We start from the raw sequence: 24,348 nt of genomic DNA, 5'->3' as shown, positions 1-24,348 counted from the left end.
CAGTGAAAGCGTTTCAGAATATGGTTCAAGAGAGGAAGAGGTGAACGGAATGGGTACTAAAACAAAAAAGACCCTATTTAATGTTGATGAGCAAATGAAAGCTATCGCAGCTCAATTTGAGACATTACAAATTTTAAATGAAAAAGGCGAAGTTGTGAATGAAGCAGCTATGCCTGAATTATCAGATGATCAATTAAAAGAATTAATGCGCCGTATGGTGTATACTCGCGTACTAGATCAACGTTCTATTTCTTTAAACCGTCAAGGACGTTTAGGTTTCTACGCACCAACAGCTGGACAAGAGGCTTCTCAATTAGCAAGTCATTTCGCACTTGAAGCAGAAGATTTCATCTTACCAGGATATCGTGATGTGCCACAATTAGTATGGCACGGTTTACCATTATACCAAGCATTCTTATTCTCTCGTGGACATTTCATGGGTAACCAAATGCCTGAGAATGTAAATGCACTTGCTCCACAAATCATTATCGGTGCGCAAATCATCCAAACTGCTGGTGTTGCGTTAGGTATGAAACTACGTGGTAAAAAATCTGTTGCAATTACTTACACTGGTGACGGTGGTGCTTCACAAGGTGACTTCTACGAAGGTATGAACTTTGCAGGTGCTTTCAAAGCTCCAGCAATCTTCGTTGTTCAAAACAACCGTTATGCAATCTCTACTCCAGTAGAAAAGCAATCTGCAGCTAAAACTGTAGCACAGAAAGCAGTAGCAGCAGGTATTTACGGAATTCAAGTAGACGGTATGGATCCATTAGCTGTATACGCAGCAACTGCTTTCGCTCGTGAGCGTGCAGTAAACGGCGAAGGCCCTACTTTAATCGAGACTTTAACATTCCGTTACGGTCCACATACAATGGCTGGTGATGACCCAACTCGTTACCGTACAAAAGATATCGAGAACGAATGGGAACAAAAAGATCCAATCGTACGCTTCCGTGCATTCTTAGAAAACAAAGGCCTATGGTCTCAAGAAGTTGAAGAGAAAGTAATCGAAGAAGCAAAAGAAGATATCAAACAAGCAATTGCTAAGGCTGACCAAGCTCCAAAACAAAAAGTTACTGATTTAATGGAAATCATGTACGAAAAAATGCCTTACAACTTAGCTGAACAATATGAAATTTACAAAGAAAAGGAGTCGAAGTAAGCCATGGCTCAAATGACAATGATTCAAGCAATCACTGATGCTTTACGCGTTGAAATGAAAAATGACCCTAACGTACTTGTGTTTGGTGAAGACGTTGGTGTAAACGGCGGTGTATTCCGTGCTACTGAAGGTTTACAAGCTGAATTCGGTGAAGATCGTGTAATGGATACTCCACTTGCAGAGTCTGGTATTGGTGGACTTGCAGTTGGACTTGCACTTGAAGGTTTCCGTCCAGTTCCAGAAATCCAATTCTTCGGTTTCATTTATGAAGTAATGGATTCAGTTTCTGGTCAATTAGCTCGTATGCGTTACCGTTCTGGTGGACGTTGGACTGCTCCAGTAACAATTCGTTCTCCATTCGGTGGCGGTGTTCATACTCCTGAACTACATGCTGATAGCTTAGAAGGATTAGTGGCTCAACAACCTGGTCTAAAAGTTGTTATTCCATCTACTCCATACGATGCAAAAGGTCTTTTAATCTCTGCGATTCGTGACAACGATCCAGTTATCTACTTAGAGCATATGAAATTGTACCGTTCATTCCGTCAAGATGTACCAGAAGGCGAATACACAATTGATTTAGGCAAAGCTGATATCAAACGTGAAGGTACAGATGTATCTGTTATCGCTTACGGTGCTATGGTTCACGCTGCATTAAAAGCTGCTGAAGAACTTGAAAAAGAAGGTATCTCTTTAGAAGTTGTTGACTTACGTACAGTTCAACCATTAGATATCGAAACTATCATCGCTTCTGTTGAAAAAACAGGTCGCGTAGTTGTAGTTCAAGAAGCACAAAAACAAGCTGGTATTGCAGCTAACGTTGTAGCGGAAATTAACGACCGTGCAATCTTAAACTTAGAAGCTCCAGTTGTACGTGTTGCAGCTGCTGATACTGTATTCCCATTCTCTCAAGCTGAGAGCGTATGGTTACCAAACCATAAAGATATTGTTGAAGCTGTTAACAAAGTAATGAACTTCTAATTTTTAGCTTTTCATGTGCAAAAGAAATCAGCACATGCTGGTTTCTTTTGTACATATTCCATAATAATGAAATGAATCAGGGGGCTGAATTCCGTGGCATTTGAATTTAAACTACCAGATATCGGTGAAGGTATCCACGAAGGTGAAATCGTAAAATGGTTTATTAAACCAGGCGATGAAGTAAACGAAGACGATGTACTTCTTGAAGTACAAAATGATAAAGCAGTAGTAGAAATCCCTTCTCCTGTTAAAGGTAAAGTACTTGAAGTACTTGTAGAAGAAGGAACAGTTGCAATTGTAGGAGATACATTAATTAAATTTGATGCTCCTGGATACGAAAACCTTAAATTTAAAGGTGACGATCATGATGCAGCTCCAAAAGCTGAAGAAGCAGCAGTAGAAGCTCCAACAGCGGAAGCTACTCCAGCAGCAACTGCAGAAGTAGTAAATGAGCGCGTAATCGCTATGCCATCTGTTCGTAAATATGCTCGTGAAAACGGCGTAGACATTCATAAAGTAGCTGGTTCTGGTAAGAACGGCCGTATCGTTAAAGCTGACATCGATGCATTTGCAAATGGTGGACAAGCAGTAGCAGCAACTGAGGCTCCAGCAGCAGTAGAAGCTACTCCAGCAGCAGCGAAAGAAGAAGCGCCAAAAGCACAACCAATCCCAGCTGGTGAATATCCAGAAACTCGTGAGAAAATGAGTGGTATCCGTAAAGCGATTGCTAAAGCAATGGTTAACTCTAAGCATACAGCTCCTCACGTAACATTAATGGATGAAGTAGATGTAACAGAACTTGTTGCTCACCGTAAGAAGTTCAAAGCTGTTGCAGCTGACAAAGGTATTAAATTAACTTACCTTCCATACGTTGTTAAAGCTTTAACATCTGCATTACGTGAATACCCAATGTTAAACACTTCTTTAGATGATGCTTCTCAAGAAGTAGTTCATAAACATTACTTCAACATCGGTATCGCAGCTGATACAGACAAAGGTCTATTAGTACCAGTTGTTAAAGATACAGATCGCAAGTCTATCTTCACTATTTCTAACGAGATCAATGATCTTGCTGGTAAAGCACGTGATGGTCGTTTAGCTCCGGCTGAAATGAAAGGTGCTTCTTGCACAATCACAAACATTGGTTCTGCAGGTGGACAATGGTTCACTCCAGTTATCAACCACCCAGAAGTAGCAATCCTTGGTATCGGCCGTATCGCTGAGAAACCAGTTGTGAAAAACGGTGAAATCGTTGCAGCTCCAGTATTAGCATTATCTCTAAGCTTTGACCATCGTTTAATTGACGGCGCAACTGCTCAAAAAGCATTAAACCAAATTAAACGTCTATTGAATGACCCACAATTATTAGTAATGGAGGCGTAATAACAATGGTAGTAGGAGATTTCCCAATTGAATTAGATACAGTCGTTGTTGGTGCAGGTCCTGGTGGATACGTTGCGGCAATTCGTGCAGCACAATTAGGTCAAAAGGTAGCAATCATTGAAAAAGCTAACCTTGGTGGCGTATGCTTAAACGTTGGATGTATTCCTTCAAAAGCGTTAATCAATGCAGGTCATCGTTATGAGAATGCAATGCATTCTGATGACATGGGTATCACTGCAGAGAACGTAAAAGTTGACTTTACAAAAGTTCAAGAATGGAAAAACGGCGTAGTTAAGAAATTAACTGGCGGTGTTGAAGGCCTTCTTAAAGGTAACAAAGTTGAAATCATTCGCGGTGAAGCTTACTTCGTAGATGCTAACACATTACGCGTAATGACTGAAGATGCAGCTCAAACGTATACGTTTAAAAATGCTGTTCTTGCAACTGGTTCTACACCAATCGAAATTCCAGGATTCAAATACTCTAAACGTGTTATCAACTCTACAGGCGCTTTAAGCTTACCTGAAATTCCTAAAAAACTTGTTGTAATCGGCGGCGGTTACATCGGTATGGAATTAGGAACTGCATATGCTAACTTCGGTACAGAAGTTACTGTAGTAGAAGCTGGTGACGAAATCTTAGCTGGTTTCGAAAAAGCTATGAGCTCTGTTGTTAAACGTGCTCTTCAAAAGAAAGGTAACGTTAATATCCATACAAAAGCTATGGCTAAAGGCGTTGAAGAAACAGAAACTGGCGTAAAAGTTAGCTTTGAAGTTAAAGGTGAAATCCAAACTGTAGAAGCAGATTACGTATTAGTAACTGTAGGTCGTCGTCCAAACACTCAAGAAATCGGTCTTGAGCAAGTTGGAGTTAAAATGACTGACCGCGGCATCATCGAAATCGATGAGCAATGTCGTACAAACGTATCAAACATCTATGCAATCGGTGATATCGTTCCTGGACCACCATTAGCTCACAAAGCTTCTTACGAAGGTAAAGTAGCTGTTGAAGCAATTAGTGGCCATGCATCAGCAATCGATTACATCGGAATTCCTGCAGTATGCTTCACTGATCCAGAATTAGCATCTGTTGGTTACACTAAGAAACAAGCAGAAGAAGCAGGAATGACAGTAGCTGTATCTAAGTTCCCATTCGCTGCTAACGGTCGTGCGTTATCATTAAACAGCACTGACGGTTTCCTACAACTTGTAACACGTAAAGAAGACGGTCTTCTTGTAGGTGCTCAAGTTGCAGGTGCAGGCGCTTCTGATATTATCTCTGAGATTGGTTTAGCTATCGAAGCAGGAATGACTGCAGAAGATATCGCTCAAACAATCCACGCTCACCCAACATTAGGTGAAATCACAATGGAAGCAGCTGAGGTTGCTCTTGGAATGCCAATTCACATTGTAAAATAATTTAAGTAATGAAAACAGCCCATCTCTTATTTAAAGAGATGGGCTGTTTTTTATTTTAATAAAATGGCTTGCAAGGTCTTTATAGGTACTTGTCGAATGAATATATAATACTTTAAATGAATCGGTAGAACATATATGAATCCAAAAGCTGTATACGTGCTTTCATATAATATGTAATTGATTCAAACATAATCCCATATATTAATAAAATAGAGCATGTCAAAGGAGAAGATTCCATGAGAATATTACATGTTATATTTTATCATTTTTTATTATGGAGTGGTTTTTCTGTTGTATTATCATTGTCAAATGGTGATAAGTTGCATTACAAAGTCATTCTATTTTTTGTATTCCTTTATTTAGCATATGTGATTGCATATTTTGTATTACATATCAGAAAGCAGGCTTTATTCCTTACGTGTTCAAATTGCATAATTTTCTTAATTATATTTTCTATTTTTTAAATTAACGTTTATAGAAATACATTGTTCTTCCGTTAAATAATTGTAATTCTCCTTCTAATTTCTTCGCTAGAAAACGGCAAAATTCATTTGCTTTTCCTTTATCACCAAATGTTGCATTAGGTGGTAAAGAAATCTGAATAAAAGATTGTTCCTTTTCTATACCAACACCAACATAAATAGAGTCATATCGATCGTGAGTAGATTGTAGTTTTAATGTTGTTGCTGATGTATCCAAAATTTCATAAGGAAAAGCGGTATTTGTATAAGCGTAATTGATTTGAACACCAGTTTTGGAAGTAACTGTTTTATAGTACTGAAAAAGTTGTTTTATATCATCTGTTGAAACAGCTTGTTGATTGGATTTAGGTACAAGCGTAATAAAGGCATGTTGCATATAAGTTTCCCCCTAACCTTAGTAGAATACTCTCATTCTACATCCTACTGAATTTTTTGACAATTAAAAGGAGTATTCCTTTTTTTGTTTAATATACTAATGAAAGGTGATGTAGAAAGGTGGAAACCGATGTTTGAAAAATTGTATGATGAGCATGAAAGTGTGAAGGTACGATTTTTGGGGTTTATGACACATGATACTCGTTATGATTTTGGTGTTATTTATACAAATATGTTTTTTGGAAAGCCACTCATTGTTTGCATGCAAACAGGAAGATCTACTTTACTTGGACGAGATGATGTAGAGAATGTGCAACATATACAGGAAGTTTTTAAATTAGGATCAGAAGAGGAGGCGGCAGAGTTAGCGCAGTTTTTTAAATTTTTAGTCCCAGCTACTTCTTTGCATGCGGAATATGAAGAATAATTAATGTAAAACAGTCGTACGTATAAATATGGCTGTTTTTTTGTTTGAATATCGCATACTAATTTAAATTAAAAATATTTAATGTGTTATACTAAAAACCTATTGACGTAAAAAGTATAACATATTAAAATAAAGACAGAAAGTTAAGCGGTTACAAAAGTTTTTGGGATTATAAACTTAGGGGGAAATGAAAAATGGGAACGATCGTATGTCAAGATTGTGAAGGTACAATTGCACACTTCGAGGATGAGAAAGTAACGGTACTTTACGGGAAATGTGGATCTTGCGGATGTGATCACACAGAGCATACAAAAGCCCAATAATTGATAGGAAATGGACAGCTAAAAGTTTTTAGGACCATAAACTTAGGGGGAAATGAAAAATGGGAACAATCGTATGCCAAGTATGTGAAGGAACAATCGGACATTTTGAAGATGAAAAATCAACAGTACTATACGGGAAATGTGGATCTCATTGCGAATGTGACCATAAAGAACATACAAAAGCTTAAATAAGAAAAAGCGCCTGCATACATCTGTAGGCGCTTTTTTAATAAATTGTAGTTGTATGACCAACTGTTGCAACGATTGCATCATCTCTAATCGGAATAAATCCTATCGATGTCTGTGGAGTGTTAGAAGAGGCGTAGTGGCTCATGAGACGGCTATCAATACGGGTAATAGTATCGGTCAAGAAAGCTGAAATAAAAGCGTAAGGGACGCGTCGTTCATTTAACGCGTATATAATTTCTTCTTTTGTTTTTACACCTACGCCATGTCCGTAAAAAAAGAAGTTTCCTAGATAGATTGTATTTTCTCCTTGCCACTCGATTGTAGCTGGATTCACTTGTGGATTTTTAAAATAAACGAGGTCGCCGGGAACTAGATCGCCACCCGTTTTTGTTATGAGCTTTAAATCTTGATCGTAGTCCCACGTATAAAGTAAAAGGTTTGCAAAGAGACGGTTGAAAGTTTCTTCCTCATACAAGGATAGTAAAGCTTTGTAAAAAATAATGATCATAGCGGTGGCACATTCAGTTCCATATAGTTTTCCGTTTTTGAAAATATCTTGTATGGCAATGGAAGGGGGTATGTTTGGAAGGAGCTCGAATCCCCCAAGTGACGTTCTTTTCCAATACTGGGGGTTGCAAAAAGACTGTTGAAATGTGCGAAACTGAAATCCACTTTGAAAAAGTTCTAATGCAGAAGTAATAATATTAACGCGCAAATTTAGATCAAAGCTGAGTTCATCAGCTGTTCGGAAGGAATAGATTTCTTGATTTCCTGCCATTATAGATAAAATTTGTTGTTTCTCAGATGCAAATGGCTCATATTCATTTGTGATATAAGGATGTACAATAGAACGGCCTATTACAATCATAATAGTATCCCCACCTATACATTACATTACTTCATATCGTATGAGAAAAGGGAAAAAGGGTGAAAGAAAAGCCTATCAACTGATAGGCTTGTACTCTTTAATCACACGTAATGTTTGTAATGTCATATCTTCAGGACCTTGTACAGGTAAACCTGCTTCTAAGTTTTTACGAATATACTCTAAGTTATCTTGTGTAATAATTTCCCCCGGAGTAAAGATTGGAATCCCTGGCGGATAAACCATAACGAAATCAGCTATAATACGACCTGCTGCATTTTCAAACGGAATGACTTCTGTTTCCGAATAAAAAGCATCTCGAGGAGAAAGTGCTAGCACTGGTATTTCTGGGATTTCTACTTGTATTTGAACACCTTTATCGGCTTTATTTCTAAATGTTGCTGCTAAATCTTGTAATGCTGCAATAAGTGTATTTGTCTCACTTTCTGTATCTCCGAAAGTGACAAGACATAGTATGTTGTATAAATCTGAGAGTTCTACTTCAATGTTATATTGCTCTCTAAGCCATACTTCAGCCTGATGGCCTGTAATACCTAAATCTTTTACAGATACAATTATCTTTGTAGGATCATAGTTAAAAGTAGCATCCGTACCTAACATTTCTTTCCCAGGACAGTAAAGATCCCCAATAGCATTAATAGCATCACGAACTTGTTCCGCTAATTGTATTGTTTGTTCTATGAGTGCTGTTCCTTCTGTAGCAAGACGTTTTCTAGCAACATCTAGGGATGCTAACAAGATGTAAGAAGTTGATGTCGTCGTAAGCATGCTAATTATAGATTGAACATGTTTTACGTTCACAAGGCCTTCCTTCACGTTAAGAATAGAACTTTGCGTTAAAGACCCTCCTAATTTGTGAACACTTGTTGCTGCCATATCTGCACCGGCTTGCATCGCTGACATCGGCAATTCATCGTGAAAATGAATATGAACACCATGAGCCTCATCAACTAGTACAGGGATATCGTAAGAATGTGCTAATTGGACAATTTGTTCTAAGTCCGCAGCAAAGCCAAAGTATGTTGGGTTAATAACAAGTAAGCCTTTTGCATCAGAATGCTCTTCAAGTGCCTTTTTGACAGATTGAATTGTGATTCCATGTGAAATACCGAGTTTTGGATCGATTTCAGGATGCATGAAAATCGGTTTTGCACCTGAGAAAATAATAGCTGACATTACTGATTTATGCACGTTTCGTGGCACTAGGATTTTGTCACCAGGACCGCAAACGCTCATCACCATTGTCATTATTGCACCACTTGTACCTTGAATTGAAAAGAAAGTATGATCCGCACCAAATGCAGCGGCTGCTAAAGCTTGTGCTTCTTTAATCATACCTTTTGGATGATGTAAATCATCGAGCGGCGCAATATTAATTAAATCAATTGCTAATGCATTATGCCCAATAAATTCGCGAAATGTAGGATCCATACCCTGTCCTTTTTTATGACCAGGAATATGGAATTGAATTGGATTTCGCTTACTGTGCTCAACTAAAGCGGTAAACAATGGTGTTTCGTATTGGGACAATCTATACACTCCTTCTTCTTCATAATATTTAGTAATATTTGTTTTATATAATCCTGTTCTAAAAAAAGTTAAGTCCTTTTTAGTATGAGGCTTGTTTTTCTGCCATTCACAAAAGTGTTTTTGAGATGGTAGGTTCACTTTGTTTTCTATAAAACAAAAGCATTATATCACCAATAATTATAGATGTATAGAAAAAAATATTTTTACAGTGAGTATGTTAAATAGTTATTTCCAATTATCTTATAGAGGAAGACAATTCCATCATAAGGAATAAATAGTGTATAATGCAAAGTGGCTATAATGAAGAAGAAAAAATTCCTTTAAGATAGCATATTGAAATAAGAAGAAATGATAAATGAGGTGCAAAATGGAATATCAATATCCGCTAGATTATGATTGGTCAAATGAGGAAATGGTTGCAATTGTGAAGTTTTATGAAGCAATTGAGAAAGCAAACGAAAAAGGAATTATAAGAGAAGAATTAATGGGATTATACCGTCGTTTTAAAGAGATTGTTCCATCTAAAGCAGAAGAGAAGAAAATTGATAAAGAGTTCCAAGAAGTAAGTGGATATTCTATATATCGTGCGATTCAAAGGGCAAAAGAAACTGAAGAACAAAAGCTTGTGAAAATGTAAAAAATATTTTGAAAAATGAAAACTGAAGTGATATAATGTGATAACAACTAAAAACGGACAATATAAATTGTCCGTTTTCTACTATCGATTACAAAGTGCATATAAAGGAAGGAGTGATTGCATCGTAGATTCAATCTTAGCAAGGAATTGTTCGTTGGTCATTGCTGAAAACTCCTCTGGTGATATATGAATACCAACTAATAATTCTGCTTTTTTCACAGTAGCTAGACGTTCAATCATCTTTTGTAAGTCTTCTGTTTCAAGTGTTCTATGTAATTTTACACTTGGTTTAGTATGGTCAATGGACCAAACGAAGTCATTTGGAATGTTTGTTTTTAAATCATTTAAATGTTCTAAGAAGGCGTGAGCCGTCTCCACTTTTTGTGGACACTCATAGATTAATCCAAAGTATATGAAGGCATGAGTACCCCATAATCCAATTTGGAAATGTGGTAGCATTTTATATCCGCGTTTATTTGTTGAAAAAGCAACCCAAGTATCGTTTGGTGGATTGACTTTGCGACGTGCATGTTTTGCTACATGATAAAAAAAGTTCTCATCAGTTTGTTTGGATAAATACGTTGCAAACTGTTCCCCTAAAGCTTCCAGCTTAGGATGAATGTTCGTTTTAATTGCACTCATTCGTTCTTCGAGACCATCAACTGTAAAGACCTCAAAATCAGTTGACTTGAATGTTTGTAGTGTCATGATTGTTCCTCCAACTCCTATTTTGCTTTTATTTTAGCATAGCTTGTACTATTCATAAAAAAAACAGCACAAAAAAATTTAAATAAAAAAATATAATTTTGTTGCATAGATGATTTATCCAACATAGTATAGTATAAAACAAAAAATCAGAAAATTGAATCAATTCTAGTCCGAGGGCAGACGAATATTGGGAGGAGGCAAATAATATGAGACAGGTGATTAATGCGTTAAAGAGAACAGATGCTGAAAAGAGAATACCGGTGCTACGTTTGGAGCTAGATTATGAATTAGCAACTTTATATGATGCGATGATGGAAAATGATAAACTGAAAAAAGAAGAGTGTGTACAAAAGTTAGAAGTGTTAAGACTTGAAATGATTCGTTTAGAGGCGTAATAATAGTATATGTATAAAAAATTAGTTGGTGCGAACCTTATAAAGGGTTCGTTTTTTCTGTGAACAGTATAGATCGGAGTGTTTAAACATGCAAGAAGTATGGAAAGACATCGATGCACACGCCAAACAGTGGATTCGAGATGCAGGAGAGTTTTTAATGGCATCAATGGAAAAAGCACTTATTATAGAAACGAAATCCAATGCAGCTGATTTAGTAACAAATATGGACCGAGAAATAGAACAGTTTTTAATTGGGAAAATTAAAGAAACATTCCCGAACCATAATATTTTAGGAGAAGAAGGTTATGGAGATGAGGTAACTTCGTCTGATGGGGTTGTTTGGTTAATTGATCCAATTGATGGCACGATGAACTTTGTTCATCAAAAAAGAAATTTCGCAATTTCAATTGGAATTTATGAGAACGGTATCGGAAAGGTTGGACTCATTTATGATCCAGTTCATGATGAATTATACCATGCGGTAAAGGGAGCTGGAGCATTTTGTAATGAAGTACCAATACCTTTATTGGAAAAAGGAACTGTAGAGCAAGGTATTGTAGCTTTAAATGCGATATGGCTTACCGACAATCCATTGCTGAATAAGGAAAGTATGATGGCGCTGGTTAAGAAAGCAAGAGGCACGAGATCATATGGTTGTGCAGCGTTAGAGATGGTATACGTTGCAACAGGAAGAATAGATGCATATGTAACACCGAGATTATCACCATGGGATTTTGGTGGGGGACAGATAATTGTAGAGGAAGTTGGAGGCAAGGCGACAACATTTGCTGGATCCTCGCTTTCTATCGTAGAAAAGAGCAGCGTATTAGTTGCAAAACCAGGAGTGTATGAAGAGGTGTTACGATTTATAGCGGAGTAACAAAAAAAGTAAGAGGCTGTATAAGCGCTTCTTACTTTTTGACGTTATTGCGATTTACGCATTTTTCTTTTTGTTACAAAACCGTATCCAACTGTAACAAATGTGCCGATAATGCAAATAATAACACCGATGGGACTATTTTCAGCAACCATAATACCGATACCGATTAAGAAAATAACACCGATAATTGCAGTTAATAAAAAGCGATATTGAATGTGTTCCATTTCTTCACCCTCCAATTTTATTTTACTTTCACAAAAGTAAGAATACAACTATATTTTCATTCTTGATTTTATTTTGATTGCCATTGTATCCCCTTCGCTCTTATAATAGAGAAGGATTAAAAAGACATTAGGAGTTGGACATGTTGAAAAAACGACAAGATTTACGAAATATAGCAATTATTGCCCACGTTGACCATGGTAAAACAACACTTGTTGACCAGTTATTACGTCAAGCGGGGACGTTCCGTGCGAATGAACATATTGAAGAACGCGCAATGGACTCAAACGATCTAGAAAGAGAACGTGGTATTACAATTTTAGCGAAGAATACTGCGATTCACTATGAAGATAAAAGAATTAACATTTTAGATACACCTGGTCACGCTGACTTCGGTGGAGAAGTAGAACGTATCATGAAAATGGTTGATGGTGTTCTACTTGTTGTTGATGCATATGAAGGTTGTATGCCACAAACACGATTTGTTTTAAAGAAAGCTCTTGAGCAAAACTTAACTCCAATCGTTGTTGTAAACAAAATTGACCGTGACTTCGCTCGCCCTGATGAAGTAGTTGATGAAGTAGTTGACTTATTCATCGAACTTGGTGCAAACGAAGATCAATTAGAGTTCCCAGTTGTATTTGCATCAGCAATGAACGGAACAGCAAGCTTAGATTCAAATCCAGCAAATCAAGAAGAGAATATGAAATCATTATTTGACACAATTATTGAACATATTCCAGCACCAGTTGATAACAGCGAAGAGCCACTTCAATTCCAAGTAGCACTTCTTGATTACAATGACTATGTTGGTCGTATCGGGGTTGGACGCGTATTCCGTGGTACAATGAAAGTAGGACAACAAGTTGCATTAATGAAAGTTGACGGAACTGTAAAACAATTCCGTGTAACGAAATTATTTGGTTACATTGGATTAAAACGTCAAGAAATTGAAGAAGCAAAAGCTGGAGATTTAGTAGCTGTTTCAGGTATGGAAGACATTAACGTAGGTGAAACAGTATGTCCGGTTGAGCATGAAGAGGCTTTACCATTATTACGTATTGATGAGCCAACACTACAAATGACATTCCTTGTAAACAACAGCCCATTTGCAGGTCGTGAAGGTAAATTCATTACATCTCGTAAAATTGAAGAGCGTCTTCGTTCACAATTAGAAACAGATGTAAGTTTACGTGTAGATAATACAGATTCTCCTGATGCGTGGATCGTATCTGGACGTGGGGAATTACATTTATCTATCCTAATTGAAAACATGCGTCGTGAAGGTTATGAACTACAAGTATCTAAGCCTGAAGTAATTATTAAAGAAGTTGATGGCGTAAGATGTGAGCCTGTAGAGCGCGTACAAATCGATGTACCTGAAGAATACACTGGTTCTATTATGGAATCTATGGGTGCACGTAAAGGTGAAATGTTAGATATGGTGAATAACGGAAACGGTCAAGTTCGCCTTACTTTCATGGTTCCAGCACGTGGTTTAATTGGTTACACAACAGAATTCTTAACATTAACTCGTGGTTACGGTATTTTAAACCATACATTCGATTGCTACCAACCAGTACACGCTGGACAAGTTGGTGGACGTCGCCAAGGTGTTCTAGTTTCACTTGAAACAGGAAAAGCATCACAATACGGTATTATGCAAGTTGAAGACCGTGGTGTAATCTTCGTTGAACCAGGTACAGAAGTATATGCTGGTATGATTGTCGGAGAACACACTCGTGAGAACGACTTAACAGTTAACGTTGTGAAAATGAAACAACAAACTAACATTCGTTCTGCGACGAAAGATCAAACTTCAACAATGAAAAAACCACGCTTAATGACTTTAGAAGAGTCATTAGAGTACTTAAACGATGATGAGTTCTGTGAAGTAACTCCAGAATCAATTCGTTTACGTAAAAAGATTCTTGATAAGAGTGAGCGTGAAAGAGCTGCTAAGAAAAAGAAATCTGTAGAAGCGTAAAATAATAGAACAGCTACCTTTGAGGGGTAGCTGTTTTTTATTGTATTTATTTTTGGAATATTTACTCTTTTTTGTGGACAGTATTTTTTTTGCAGGTTACTCTTGTATTAAGTACATAAATAAAATTTGTTTTTTGTGAGAAAGGGGGATGAATGATGTTAGAAAGAATGTCGTTTTTTGCGAAATTATGTAAAGTTGATGAAAATCCAGAACTAGGGATGTGGTTACTATATGGCACCATTATTATATTAAGCGCACTTGTGTATAATTTAGGTTTTGCAAGAAAACTATCAATAATAAAAAATATAGTGATATATATATCGTTAGCGATTGGGTGTACAGTTTTAACTTTCTTTGCAGTTTTTTTACCTGTTGGAGAGGGGCTTGTTGTAGCGGCGATTGTACTTGGGATTTATAGGTTGCGTTTACGTCAAGCAAGACAACAAAAAGCAGGGTGAGGGGGCGGATTTTTATGCGTTCAGTACAAGATGCACTATATAATTGGTTAACAATTAAAACAGTTGCCGAAGCACGTCCAGATGATCGTGCTGCAAAAGAAACGTATTTGTTATTTCAAAATATGATATATGAAGAACATAAATTAACGGATGTGGAAATTAAAAAGAACGAAGAAATGTATTTGATTACATATGAAATGAATGGAGAAAAAAAAACTGCCAGGTTTCCATTAGAAGCTATTGATTGCTTTTTGGATCAAATGAATCGTGAACCTGAAAAATATAAATAAGTCCTTATCTATGTGATTAAGGACTTATTTACATTTTACCAATCGTCTTCGACTTTTTTATCACGATATAATCGGAAATTACCACTTGCATGACGTTCCATCGTACGTTCTGCAATTCGTTCCGAACATTCCATGCACATATATGTATGAATAGGGCGGTTACGCAGTTTTTTTGCCATAGGATTTTCATCATCTAACATATCTTTTTTATCACAAATCATACATTTGACTCTCATTTCGTCACCTCAATACGAATTCTATCAGTATAAGTATATCATGGAAGTATAATGTTTTTGAATAATAGCGGGAAAAAATAATATTTTCGCAATTCGAAAAATAAGTTATGATAAGGATATATTAAGTATATTTGGAGGTGGAAATATGGCGAATGTAGTAGAGCCTACATTAACAGATGATTTAGTACAAACGTTACGTAAAGAATGTATTGTTATGATAGCAACAACAGACTTCGAAAAACAAGTTCCTAACGTAAGTGCTATTTCTTGGGTGTATGCAGTGAGTAAAACTAGTATTCGATTTGCAGTAGATCAGCGTTCACGTATTGTGGAAAATATACGGCATAGTACTGGGGTGGTATTGACTATAATGGCGAATGAATCCGTATTTTCCATAAGTGGTGCAGGTGAAATTTTGACTGATAGAATGGAAGGCATTCCTCTAAAATTAACTGTAATAGAAGTAAATGTACAAGAAGTACGTGATGTTATGTTTTATGGAGCGAAACTTGCAACTGAACCAACGTATGAAAAAACATATGATATTCGCGCAGCGAAGAAGCTGGATAACCAGGTGTTAGTAGGAATAAAAGAATTATAAATGTGATAAATAAGAAAATCAGTTATTAACTTTTGTAATCGGTTATTGTGATTTTATGTTAATAATTATAATTAAAAGTAATATATTGAATAGAAATGAATAAAAAATAAATAAAAGGTTTAATGGCTATGGATTTCGATTCTACCTCGTTTATACGGTACATATAATTATAACAATGGTTCGTCCATATTTTATGGATGAAACCCTTGTTCTACAAATTTAAAAGTGGAGTCAGGGGGTAACAGGTTGGATAAAATTTATGTGTTAGATACGAATGTACTTTTGCAGGATCCTTTATCTATTTTTTCATTTGAAACAAATGAAGTAGTGATTCCAGCAGTTGTATTAGAAGAGGTTGATTCGAAAAAACGTTATATGGATGAAGTAGGACGAAATGCTCGTTATGTATCTAAGTTAATAGACAAATTTCGTGAAATAGGAAAGCTGCATGAAAGTATTCCGCTAGAAAACGGCGGTACATTTCGTATTGAATTAAATCATCGTTCATTTGTTCAACTACAAGATATTTTTGTAGAGAAAACAAATGATAATCGAATTTTAGCTGTAGCAAAAAATTTATCTTTAGAAGAGCAAGGAAAAGAGGATGGGAAGTCTGTTATTTTAGTAAGTAAAGACGTGCTCGTAAGGGTAAAAGCTGATGCAATTGGTTTGAAGGCGGAAGATTATTTAAGTGATCGTGTAATTGAAGTAGATAATATATATTCAGGATTTTTAGAAGGGTATATATCAAAAGAGCAATTGGATTATTTTTATGAAAAAGGTGAATTGCCTTTATCCGAAATTGCAAATCACCCTTTTTATCCAAATCAATTTGTAGTAATGAAAGATGCATTAGGGGGATCTAGTTCAGCGCTTGGTATTGTGGATCACTTAGGTAAGAAGGTAAAGAAACTTATTTTTCACAATGAACAAGTGTGGGGGATACGACCTCGAAATGTGCAGCAAATTATGGGATTAGAATTGTTGCTTCGTGAAGATATTCCGCTAGTAACGTTAACAGGGAAAGCTGGTACAGGAAAAACATTACTAGCTTTAGCTTCGGGGCTCATGCAAACTGAAGATTTAGGGTTATATAAAAAACTACTCGTCGCAAGACCAATTGTTCCAGTCGGAAAAGATATCGGTTATTTACCAGGAGAAAAAGAAGAAAAGTTAAGACCGTGGATGCAACCGATTTTTGATAATCTAGAGTATTTATTTAATACGAAAAAGCCAGGAGAGTTAGATGCTATTTTAGCTGGAATGGGTTCGATTGAAGTAGAGGCTCTTACCTATATACGTGGGAGGAGTATTCCGGATCAGTTCATTATAATTGACGAAGCGCAAAATTTAACGAAACATGAAGTGAAAACGATACTAACAAGAGTAGGAGAAAAAAGTAAAATCGTATTAATGGGAGATCCTCAGCAAATTGATCATCCGTATTTGGATGAGTATAATAACGGTTTAACATATGTTGTAGAGAAGTTTAAAGAGCAACGTATTAGTGGGCATGTAAAGTTTGTTAAAGGGGAGCGATCGAATTTAGCTCAACTAGCAGCAGATTTATTATAAAAGGAGTGAGCTGAGGCTCACTCCTTTTTCTTCCAAGTATACACTTTAAATAATTGTGAATTTACGGATGTTACGGATTGGATTTTGTCTATTAGACCCATCATTGTAATATAGATGAACAGGTCCATCTTCTTTTAATGGCTTTCCTTCTTTTGAAAAACCAAGAATAGCATTTTCTACAGTTTCTAATGGAAGTATTATTGTTTGATCTACTGTTTCAATTTCGACTTGCGTAGCGTCATCTGAAATTTCGGCGTTAGCAAGGAATGGATGAAATGGTATACCGAACGTTCCGGTAATTAGCTGTTCTTTTTTATATTTCTTTACACTTTGTTGTATCGGTGGAAACGCAGCACCATCACGAATTTCGCGATCCCAATGTTCTGAAGTGTTTTTTAAATAAGCTTCTAGTTCTGATGTGTTTTCTCTTGTTTCATCAAAGTAAGTTGTCAAATCTACTTTTCGATCATCAAAGATCCAAACAGTTGGATCGATAGTGATTGGAAAACGAACTTTTCCATTAATAAATAAAATTTCACTCATTGTTGTTCCCCCATTTGTATTATACTCCCACTTTTCAGTATAATAGCATTAGACACGGTTGTCACAAAAAATGTTTCTATTGCAATTTACTAAAACTATCGCTAATATTAATAGATAGGAGAGAGTAGGACGGAAACGGAGGGAATCAATTTGGCGTCTGAGACAGTATCAAATCATCAGGAAAAGGCACTAGCCCTTCTACAAGCGGATGCGGAGAAGATTTTAAGACTTATTAAGGTGCAAATGGACAATCTTACAATGCCGCAATGTCCATTATATGAAGAAGTGTTAGACACACAAATGTTTGGACTATCCCGCGAGGTCGATTTTGCAGTTCGCCTTGGTCTTATTGCAGAAGAACAAGGGAAAGCAATGTTAGGAGAGCTTGAACGTGAGTTATCTGCACTTCATGAAGCATTTACAAACAAACAACAATAACGGGTTCAAATAGGGGGGCTCAAACTGAAATAGTTTGGGCTTTTTATTTGTATAATAAAGCAGGAAGAATCAATGTACATATGGAATACAACAATAATTAAATTGAAACAGAAAGAGGAAATGAAATGAAAAGAGTATGGAAATCAATGGATTATTCATTATTACTTCCTCTTGTTATCTTATGTGTGTTGGGAGTTATAATGGTATATAGTTCTAGTTCCATTGTCGCGATTTCGTCGAAAAATAACTGGCCAGCAGATTACTTTTTTAAAAAACAATTAGTTGCTCTTGCTATTGGAACGGTAATACTAGTGATTGTCGTTATAATCCCTTATAAATTTTGGAGAGAACAAATAGTTCTAGCAGCAATCGGGTTCGGGAGTCTAGCCTTACTAACAGCAGCCTTAGTTTTCGGGCAGGTTATAAATGGTGCAAAAGGATGGATATTAGGTATACAACCGGCTGAGTTTGTAAAAATAACGGTTATTATTACGCTAGCAACCTTTTTTGCTAAGAAACAAGAGAGGCAAACCCCTTTTTTCCAAGGGATAATACCTCCCCTAGTTATTGTCGGTGGATCGATGGCATTAATTTTATTTCAAAATGACTTGGGAACTGACATTTTAATAGGTGGAACAGTGTTAATTATGTTCTTCTGTTCAGGAGTTAATGTGAACTTGTGGATAAAAAGATTTTTATTAACATCTGTCGTGTGGATTCCGGCATTGTATTTTATTGGAAACTACAAATTAAGTAAATACCAAAAAGCTCGATTTTCAGTTTTTCTTGATCCATTTAGTGATCCTCAAAATGATGGATTTCAATTAGTTAATTCTTTTATTGGAATTGCTTCAGGTGGGTTAAATGGTAGAGGATTAGGAAATAGTATACAAAAGTATGGCTACTTGCCAGAGCCACAAACGGATTTTATTATGGCGATTATATCTGAAGAACTCGGGTTTATAGGAGTAGCTATCATTTTAATCTGTTTATTACTTATTATTATTCGTTCGTTTAGAGTGGCACAAAAATGTAAAGATCCATTTGGAAGTTTAGTTGCGATTGGAATTGCAAGTTTACTTGGGATACAAACTTTTGTTAATGTTGGTGGTATGTCTGGATTAATACCGCTTACAGGGGTACCTTTACCGTTTATTAGTTATGGTGGTAGTTCCTTGTTGGCTAATCTAATCTCGATGGGTATATTGTTAAATATTGCTAGTCATGTAAAACGACAAGAGAAGCAGCAAAATGAGGAAATGAAAGAAAGAGAACAAGATGGACCACGTCTTGTTGTTGTAAAATAAAAACACATTGTGCTTTAGAGCGCGATGTGTTTTTTATTTTTTAAAAATATTAAATAGGATACATTAATCGGTATTCATAATAAAAAATATATCACATTTGAACTAATGTGATATACAATTAAGTTGTTAGAAAAGGAAGAGGTATGCTATACTATTTTTGTGAAACAAATTGATCAGAAAACTTATCATTTGTTAAAAAATAAGGTATGATGGATAAAAATAAAGTGAAGCTTTCTAAGTATAATATAATGTAGAAAGTGAAGAACTTCACGCTCTTTATGGTGTGTATATATTTTATCTCTAGAGTGGTAGGAAAGTAGAGGGGGAAAATCATGACAAAGCTGCAACGTATTCAAAAAGTATTGGTAGCTAACCGTGGAGAGATTGCAATTCGTGTGTTTCGAGCTTGTTCGGAACTTGGATTAAAAACAGTTGCAATCTATTCTAAAGAGGATAGTGGTTCTTATCATCGTTATAAAGCCGATGAGTCCTATTTAGTTGGGGAAGGGAAAAAGCCAATTGATGCTTATCTAGATATTGAGGGCATTATTGAGATTGCGAAAAGTAATCATGTAGATGCAATCCACCCTGGATATGGTTTCTTGTCAGAAAATATTCAATTCGCAAAACGTTGTGAAGAAGAGGGAATTATCTTTATCGGTCCAAAGAGTAAGCATTTAGATATGTTTGGAGATAAAGTGAAAGCAAGAACACAAGCGCAGCTAGCACAAATTCCAGTTATTCCTGGTAGTGATGGGCCAGTAAATTCAATAGAAGAAGTCAAAGAATTTGCTGAAAAGTATGATTACCCGATTATTATTAAAGCTTCCCTTGGCGGTGGCGGTCGTGGTATGCGTATTGTACGTACTAGTGAAGAATTAAGAGAGTCGTATAATCGAGCGAAGTCAGAAGCAAAAGCAGCCTTTGGTAATGATGAAGTATACGTAGAAAAATTCGTTGAAAAACCTAAACATATAGAAGTTCAAATTTTAGCAGATGAAGAGGGCAATGTTGTTCATTTATACGAGCGTGACTGTTCTGTACAACGTCGTCACCAAAAAGTTGTAGAAATTGCACCTAGTGTGTCACTTTCAGATGATTTGCGTCAGCGTATTTGTGATGCTGCTGTTAAGTTAACGAAAAATGTAAATTATTTAAACGCAGGAACAGTAGAATTTCTTGTAAAAGGTGATGAGTTTTACTTCATAGAAGTAAATCCACGTGTTCAAGTTGAACATACGATTACAGAAATGATTACAGGAGTGGACATCGTTCAATCGCAAATTTTAATAGCTGATGGACATGCATTACATAGTAAAATAGTGGGTGTTCCGAAGCAAGAGGAAGTAGTTGTACATGGATTTGCAATACAATCTCGTGTAACGACTGAAGACCCATTAAATAATTTCATGCCGGATACAGGGAAAATCATGGCATACCGCTCAGGTGGTGGTTTCGGTGTTCGTCTTGATACAGGTAATAGTTTCCAAGGTGCTGTTATTACACCGTACTACGATTCTTTACTTGTAAAAGTTACAACATGGGCACTTACTTTTGAACAAGCTGCTGCGAAAATGGAACGTAACTTAAAAGAATTCCGTATTCGTGGTATTAAAACAAATATTCCATTCCTAGAGAATGTAGTAAAACATAAGAACTTCTTATCAGGAGAATATGACACTTCATTTATTGATGCGTCACCTGAACTATTCTTGTTCCCGAAACGTAAAGACCGCGGAACGAAAATGTTAAATTACATTGGGACAGTAACGGTCAATGGCTTCCCAGGAGTAGGAAAAAAAGAGAAACCAATTTTCCCGGATGCTCGTATACCGAATGTATTACACTCAGAGCCGATCCAAAATGGAACGAAACAAATTTTGGATGAGCGTGGAGCAGACGGATTAGTAAAGTGGGTACAAGATCAAAATCGTGTACTTTTAACGGATACAACATTCCGTGATGCGCATCAGTCATTACTTGCGACGCGTATTCGTACAAAAGATTTACATCAAATTGCAGAGCCGACAGCGAGAATGTTACCGAACCTATTCTCAGCGGAAATGTGGGGCGGTGCAACGTTTGATGTTGCATATCGTTTCTTAAAGGAAGATCCATGGGAACGATTACTAGATCTTCGTGAAAAAATGCCAAACGTTTTATTCCAAATGTTACTTCGTTCTTCAAACGCAGTTGGTTACAAAAACTATCCAGATAATTTAATTCAAAAATTTGTGGAATGTTCTGCTCAAGCTGGAATTGATGTGTTCCGTATTTTTGATAGCTTAAACTGGGTAGAAGGTATGAGAGTTGCGATTGATGCTGTGCGAGATACTGGCAAAATTGCAGAAGCAACAATGTGCTACACAGGAGATATTCATGATCCGTTACGTAGTAAATATGATTTAAATTACTATAAAAACTTAGCAAAAGAGTTAGAAGCATCAGGAGCACATATATTAGGAATTAAAGATATGGCAGGCTTATTAAAACCTAATGCGGCATATGATTTAGTTTCTGCATTAAAAGAGACGGTATCGATTCCGATTCACTTGCATACACACGATACGAGTGGAAATGGTATATTAACGTATACAAAGGCAATTGAAGCAGGTGTTGACATAGTCGATGTAGCAGTAAGTTCTATGGCTGGTCAAACGTCACAACCAAGTGCGAACACGCTATACTATGCATTAGGTGGAAACGAAAGACAGCCAGACGTTAATATAGATTCATTAGAAAAATTATCTCATTACTGGGAAGATGTACGTAAATACTACGCACCGTTTGAAAGCGGTATGAATGCACCCCATACAGAGGTATATATGCACGAAATGCCAGGCGGACAGTATAGTAATCTACAACAACAGGCGAAAGCGGTTGGCTTAGGAGATCGCTTCGATGAAGTGAAAGTAATGTATCGCCGTGTGAATGACATGTTTGGCGATATTGTTAAAGTAACACCATCATCTAAAGTTGTCGGTGATATGGCATTATTTATGGTTCAAAACCACTTAACAGAACAAGATGTTTTAGAACGTGGGCATTCTATGGACTTCCCAGGATCTGTTGTTGAAATGTTCTCAGGGGATTTAGGGCAACCATACGGTGGTTTCCCGAAACAATTACAAGAAATTATTTTAAAAGGGAAAGAGCCATTAACAGTAAGACCGGGTGAATTATTAGAGCCAGTAGATTTCGACGCGTTAAAAGAAGAGCTATTCCATAAACTTGGACGCGAAGTGACGATTTTTGATGTCGTTGCATATGCATTATATCCAAAAGTATTTATGGATTACGAAAAAGTTGCTGAGCTTTATGGAAGTGTATCTGTGCTTGATACACCGACATTCTTCTATGGTATGAGACTTGGTGAAGAAATCAATGTGGAAATCGAACAAGGTAAAACATTGATGGTAAAACTAGTATCAATCGGAGAGCCTCAGCCAGATGGAAATCGTGTTCTTTACTTGGAGTTTAACGGTCAACCACGTGAGATTGTTGTGAAAGACGAAAGTGTGAAAGCAACAGTGGCACAACGTGTGAAAGGAAACCGTGAAAATCCAAACCACATTGGTGCAACAATGCCAGGAACGGTTATTAAAGTAGTTGTTAAAGAAGGCGATGAAGTGAAAAAAGGCGATTCTATGGCAATTACAGAAGCGATGAAAATGGAAACGACAGTTCAAGCGCCGTTCAATGGTAAAGTGAAAAAAGTATATGTTAACGATGGAGATGCAATTCAAACGGGTGATTTACTGATTGAATTAGATCACTAAAATAGAAAAAGAGCTGTGTACATGCAGCTCTTTTTCTTTATCCCGATTGGTGCGGGCTAATAATCAATGGGGGATGAAGAAATCCCCCATTGATTAAAGTTTCACTTTATCGTAAAAAATACCTTGCCAATTCGGCAAGGTATTTTAATTTGAATTTATTTTGTTTGTTTAGAAGTTGATTCAGCTTCTTTTGCATTCGCTTTACTTCTTGTACCTAACATAACTAAATAGCATAGTACAGCAAACAAGCAAGAAATGAATAGTGAATGTAATAATGCCATTGCTAAACTAGCATTTGTAAATACGACTAAAATTCCTACGATAGCTTGAAGTGTAACAAGGATAAATGAAATGATCCATCCCCAGTATACGACAGGCTGCTGTTTGTAATGGCGAATAGCGAGAATCATCGCGTATAGTATCCAAGCGAAAATTAGCATCGCTGCAACTCTATGTCCCATTTGAACCCATTCATGGAGTTGAGTTGGCATAGGTCTATTTTTGCTACATAAAGGGAAGTCTGGACAGGCTAAGCTAGCTCGTTCGTGGCGTACTAAAGCTCCTGTGTAGACAACGAGATAACAGTAAATTGTTACACCATAAATATGAAATTTCATTTTTTTGTCCATAATAAGTGAACGTGCATCAAATTTTTGGTCAATTTCAAAGATAAGACACGTTAATAAAATAACAGAAGCAAATGAAATTAAGGAAATACCGAAATGGATAGCAAGTACAGCTGGCATTTGTCCCCAAACAACTGCAGCAGCCCCCATTAATGCTTGTGCAACTAAAAATACGAAGGATAAAATTGCTAACGTTTTTGTTTCGCGCACATGCTTATAATATTTCCAGGACAAAATACAAAGGAGAGTGACAAGAATTCCTGCGGATCCTGATGTAAGGCGGTGACTCAGTTCAATAATAGTTTCCATTGATAAATTAGATGGAACAAATTCACCGTTACAAAGTGGCCATGATTTACCGCAGCCTTGGCCAGAACCCGTTTTTGTAACTAAGGCGCCTCCTAGTAAAACTATTAATAAATCAAGACTCGTAATGACTGCTAACCATTTAATAAAGCGTTGCAATCTCTTTCACCATCTTTCTGCTATGAAGTTATTGCGAAATAT

Annotated in this window: 27 protein-coding genes; 19 read left to right on the top strand and 8 right to left on the bottom strand. The window is 36.6% G+C overall.

What is annotated here, in order from left to right:
* Nucleotides 1-49: 49 nt before the first annotated feature.
* The 5 genes from pdhA to MR115_RS04370 all read left to right on the top strand — a co-directional run bounded on the left by pdhA (nt 50) and on the right by MR115_RS04370 (nt 5,411).
* The gene (gene pdhA, locus MR115_RS04390; protein ID WP_000536893.1) at nt 50-1,165 is read left to right on the top strand and encodes a pyruvate dehydrogenase E1 component subunit alpha; all 1,116 of its coding nucleotides are present in this window, start codon (nt 50-52) and stop codon (nt 1,163-1,165) included.
* Between the two features lie 3 nt (nt 1,166-1,168).
* Nucleotides 1,169-2,146 carry a pyruvate dehydrogenase complex E1 component subunit beta gene (gene pdhB / locus MR115_RS04385; RefSeq protein WP_088097569.1) on the top strand — a complete coding sequence of 326 codons (978 nt, stop codon included), beginning with the start codon at nt 1,169-1,171 and terminating at the stop codon, nt 2,144-2,146.
* Nucleotides 2,147-2,239: 93 nt separating this feature from the next.
* Nucleotides 2,240-3,529: a pyruvate dehydrogenase complex dihydrolipoyllysine-residue acetyltransferase gene (gene pdhC / locus MR115_RS04380; RefSeq protein ID WP_242240136.1), complete on the top strand. Its 1,290-nt coding sequence runs from the start codon at nt 2,240-2,242 to the stop codon at nt 3,527-3,529.
* Nucleotides 3,530-3,534: 5 nt separating this feature from the next.
* Complete coding sequence (gene lpdA / locus MR115_RS04375; protein WP_000260106.1) at nt 3,535-4,947, top strand: dihydrolipoyl dehydrogenase; 1,413 nt, start codon at nt 3,535-3,537, stop codon at nt 4,945-4,947.
* Between the two features lie 236 nt (nt 4,948-5,183).
* The gene (locus MR115_RS04370) at nt 5,184-5,411 is read left to right on the top strand and encodes a hypothetical protein (protein WP_242240133.1); all 228 of its coding nucleotides are present in this window, start codon (nt 5,184-5,186) and stop codon (nt 5,409-5,411) included.
* Nucleotide 5,412: 1 nt separating this feature from the next.
* Here MR115_RS04370 and MR115_RS04365 read toward each other — a convergent pair whose 3' ends face one another.
* Nucleotides 5,413-5,805, bottom strand: coding sequence for a DUF1885 family protein (locus MR115_RS04365; RefSeq protein WP_061678276.1), 393 nt, complete (start codon nt 5,803-5,805; stop codon nt 5,413-5,415).
* Nucleotides 5,806-5,934: 129 nt separating this feature from the next.
* Here MR115_RS04365 and MR115_RS04360 point away from each other — a divergent pair, with 129 nt between their 5' ends.
* The 3 genes from MR115_RS04360 (at nt 5,935) to MR115_RS04350 (ending at nt 6,742) form a co-directional block, all read left to right on the top strand.
* The gene (locus tag MR115_RS04360; protein ID WP_242240611.1) at nt 5,935-6,231 is read left to right on the top strand and encodes a DUF3055 domain-containing protein; all 297 of its coding nucleotides are present in this window, start codon (nt 5,935-5,937) and stop codon (nt 6,229-6,231) included.
* A 194-nt stretch (nt 6,232-6,425) separates the two neighbouring features.
* Nucleotides 6,426-6,554 (top strand): GapA-binding peptide SR1P, encoded by a 129-nt coding sequence (locus tag MR115_RS04355; protein WP_000536778.1) that lies wholly within the window; start codon nt 6,426-6,428, stop codon nt 6,552-6,554.
* Nucleotides 6,555-6,613: 59 nt separating this feature from the next.
* Nucleotides 6,614-6,742 carry a GapA-binding peptide SR1P gene (locus MR115_RS04350; RefSeq protein WP_000536796.1) on the top strand — a complete coding sequence of 43 codons (129 nt, stop codon included), beginning with the start codon at nt 6,614-6,616 and terminating at the stop codon, nt 6,740-6,742.
* A 38-nt stretch (nt 6,743-6,780) separates the two neighbouring features.
* Here the strand turns inward: MR115_RS04350 and MR115_RS04345 are convergent, their stop codons facing one another.
* Both MR115_RS04345 and speA read right to left on the bottom strand, forming a co-directional pair.
* Nucleotides 6,781-7,611: a protein-glutamine gamma-glutamyltransferase gene (locus MR115_RS04345; RefSeq protein ID WP_242240130.1), complete on the bottom strand. Its 831-nt coding sequence runs from the start codon at nt 7,609-7,611 to the stop codon at nt 6,781-6,783.
* A 75-nt stretch (nt 7,612-7,686) separates the two neighbouring features.
* A complete protein-coding gene (gene speA / locus MR115_RS04340; protein WP_242240127.1) occupies nt 7,687-9,159 on the bottom strand; it encodes an arginine decarboxylase in 1,473 nt (490 codons plus the stop codon).
* A gap of 367 nt (nt 9,160-9,526) precedes the next feature.
* On the opposite strand from speA, the gene MR115_RS04335 reads away from it, so the two are divergent.
* Complete coding sequence (locus MR115_RS04335; protein ID WP_242240124.1) at nt 9,527-9,796, top strand: UPF0223 family protein; 270 nt, start codon at nt 9,527-9,529, stop codon at nt 9,794-9,796.
* Nucleotides 9,797-9,877: 81 nt separating this feature from the next.
* Here MR115_RS04335 and MR115_RS04330 read toward each other — a convergent pair whose 3' ends face one another.
* Complete coding sequence (locus MR115_RS04330; protein ID WP_000175088.1) at nt 9,878-10,504, bottom strand: YktB family protein; 627 nt, start codon at nt 10,502-10,504, stop codon at nt 9,878-9,880.
* Nucleotides 10,505-10,710: 206 nt separating this feature from the next.
* Between MR115_RS04330 and MR115_RS04325 the strand changes: the two genes are divergently transcribed.
* Together MR115_RS04325 and MR115_RS04320 are read left to right on the top strand one after the other, a co-directional pair.
* Nucleotides 10,711-10,899, top strand: a complete 189-nt coding sequence (locus MR115_RS04325; RefSeq protein ID WP_001250166.1) for a hypothetical protein — start codon at nt 10,711-10,713, stop codon at nt 10,897-10,899.
* Nucleotides 10,900-10,987: 88 nt separating this feature from the next.
* Nucleotides 10,988-11,779, top strand: a complete 792-nt coding sequence (locus MR115_RS04320) for an inositol monophosphatase family protein (RefSeq protein WP_063260460.1) — start codon at nt 10,988-10,990, stop codon at nt 11,777-11,779.
* A 44-nt stretch (nt 11,780-11,823) separates the two neighbouring features.
* Here MR115_RS04320 and MR115_RS04315 read toward each other — a convergent pair whose 3' ends face one another.
* Nucleotides 11,824-12,003: a DUF5325 family protein gene (locus MR115_RS04315; protein WP_000400130.1), complete on the bottom strand. Its 180-nt coding sequence runs from the start codon at nt 12,001-12,003 to the stop codon at nt 11,824-11,826.
* 140 nt (nt 12,004-12,143) lie between these two features.
* On the opposite strand from MR115_RS04315, the gene typA reads away from it, so the two are divergent.
* The 3 genes from typA (at nt 12,144) to MR115_RS04300 (ending at nt 14,736) form a co-directional block, all read left to right on the top strand.
* The gene (gene typA, locus MR115_RS04310; RefSeq protein ID WP_000914755.1) at nt 12,144-13,988 is read left to right on the top strand and encodes a translational GTPase TypA; all 1,845 of its coding nucleotides are present in this window, start codon (nt 12,144-12,146) and stop codon (nt 13,986-13,988) included.
* Between the two features lie 155 nt (nt 13,989-14,143).
* Complete coding sequence (locus MR115_RS04305) at nt 14,144-14,446, top strand: YlaH-like family protein (RefSeq protein WP_000893660.1); 303 nt, start codon at nt 14,144-14,146, stop codon at nt 14,444-14,446.
* A 14-nt stretch (nt 14,447-14,460) separates the two neighbouring features.
* The gene (locus MR115_RS04300; RefSeq protein WP_242240122.1) at nt 14,461-14,736 is read left to right on the top strand and encodes a hypothetical protein; all 276 of its coding nucleotides are present in this window, start codon (nt 14,461-14,463) and stop codon (nt 14,734-14,736) included.
* A gap of 35 nt (nt 14,737-14,771) precedes the next feature.
* Here MR115_RS04300 and MR115_RS04295 read toward each other — a convergent pair whose 3' ends face one another.
* A complete protein-coding gene (locus tag MR115_RS04295; RefSeq protein WP_001995040.1) occupies nt 14,772-14,972 on the bottom strand; it encodes a YlaI family protein in 201 nt (66 codons plus the stop codon).
* A gap of 145 nt (nt 14,973-15,117) precedes the next feature.
* On the opposite strand from MR115_RS04295, the gene MR115_RS04290 reads away from it, so the two are divergent.
* On the top strand, nt 15,118-15,573 hold the full coding sequence (locus MR115_RS04290; RefSeq protein ID WP_063260458.1) for a pyridoxamine 5'-phosphate oxidase family protein: 456 nt from the start codon (nt 15,118-15,120) through the stop codon (nt 15,571-15,573).
* A 246-nt stretch (nt 15,574-15,819) separates the two neighbouring features.
* Nucleotides 15,820-17,148, top strand: a complete 1,329-nt coding sequence (locus MR115_RS04285) for a PhoH family protein (protein WP_242240120.1) — start codon at nt 15,820-15,822, stop codon at nt 17,146-17,148.
* 45 nt (nt 17,149-17,193) lie between these two features.
* Here the strand turns inward: MR115_RS04285 and MR115_RS04280 are convergent, their stop codons facing one another.
* Nucleotides 17,194-17,691 carry a molybdopterin-binding protein gene (locus tag MR115_RS04280; RefSeq protein ID WP_242240117.1) on the bottom strand — a complete coding sequence of 166 codons (498 nt, stop codon included), beginning with the start codon at nt 17,689-17,691 and terminating at the stop codon, nt 17,194-17,196.
* Nucleotides 17,692-17,841: 150 nt separating this feature from the next.
* Here MR115_RS04280 and MR115_RS04275 point away from each other — a divergent pair, with 150 nt between their 5' ends.
* The 3 genes from MR115_RS04275 to pyc all read left to right on the top strand — a co-directional run bounded on the left by MR115_RS04275 (nt 17,842) and on the right by pyc (nt 23,215).
* A complete protein-coding gene (locus tag MR115_RS04275; protein ID WP_000135698.1) occupies nt 17,842-18,129 on the top strand; it encodes an Fpa/YlaN family protein in 288 nt (95 codons plus the stop codon).
* A gap of 125 nt (nt 18,130-18,254) precedes the next feature.
* The gene (locus tag MR115_RS04270) at nt 18,255-19,436 is read left to right on the top strand and encodes an FtsW/RodA/SpoVE family cell cycle protein (RefSeq protein WP_242240114.1); all 1,182 of its coding nucleotides are present in this window, start codon (nt 18,255-18,257) and stop codon (nt 19,434-19,436) included.
* Between the two features lie 332 nt (nt 19,437-19,768).
* Entirely contained in the window at nt 19,769-23,215 is a 3,447-nt protein-coding gene (gene pyc, locus MR115_RS04265) for a pyruvate carboxylase (RefSeq protein WP_242240112.1), read from the top strand.
* Nucleotides 23,216-23,370: 155 nt separating this feature from the next.
* Here pyc and ctaA read toward each other — a convergent pair whose 3' ends face one another.
* Entirely contained in the window at nt 23,371-24,306 is a 936-nt protein-coding gene (ctaA, locus tag MR115_RS04260; RefSeq protein WP_061678266.1) for a heme A synthase, read from the bottom strand.
* Nucleotides 24,307-24,348 lie beyond the last annotated feature (42 nt).

Source organism: Bacillus cereus group sp. BfR-BA-01309 (assembly GCF_022664315.1).
Taxonomy (GTDB): domain Bacteria; phylum Bacillota; class Bacilli; order Bacillales; family Bacillaceae_G; genus Bacillus_A; species Bacillus_A mobilis.
This window is presented reverse-complemented; position numbering and strand designations above follow the sequence as displayed.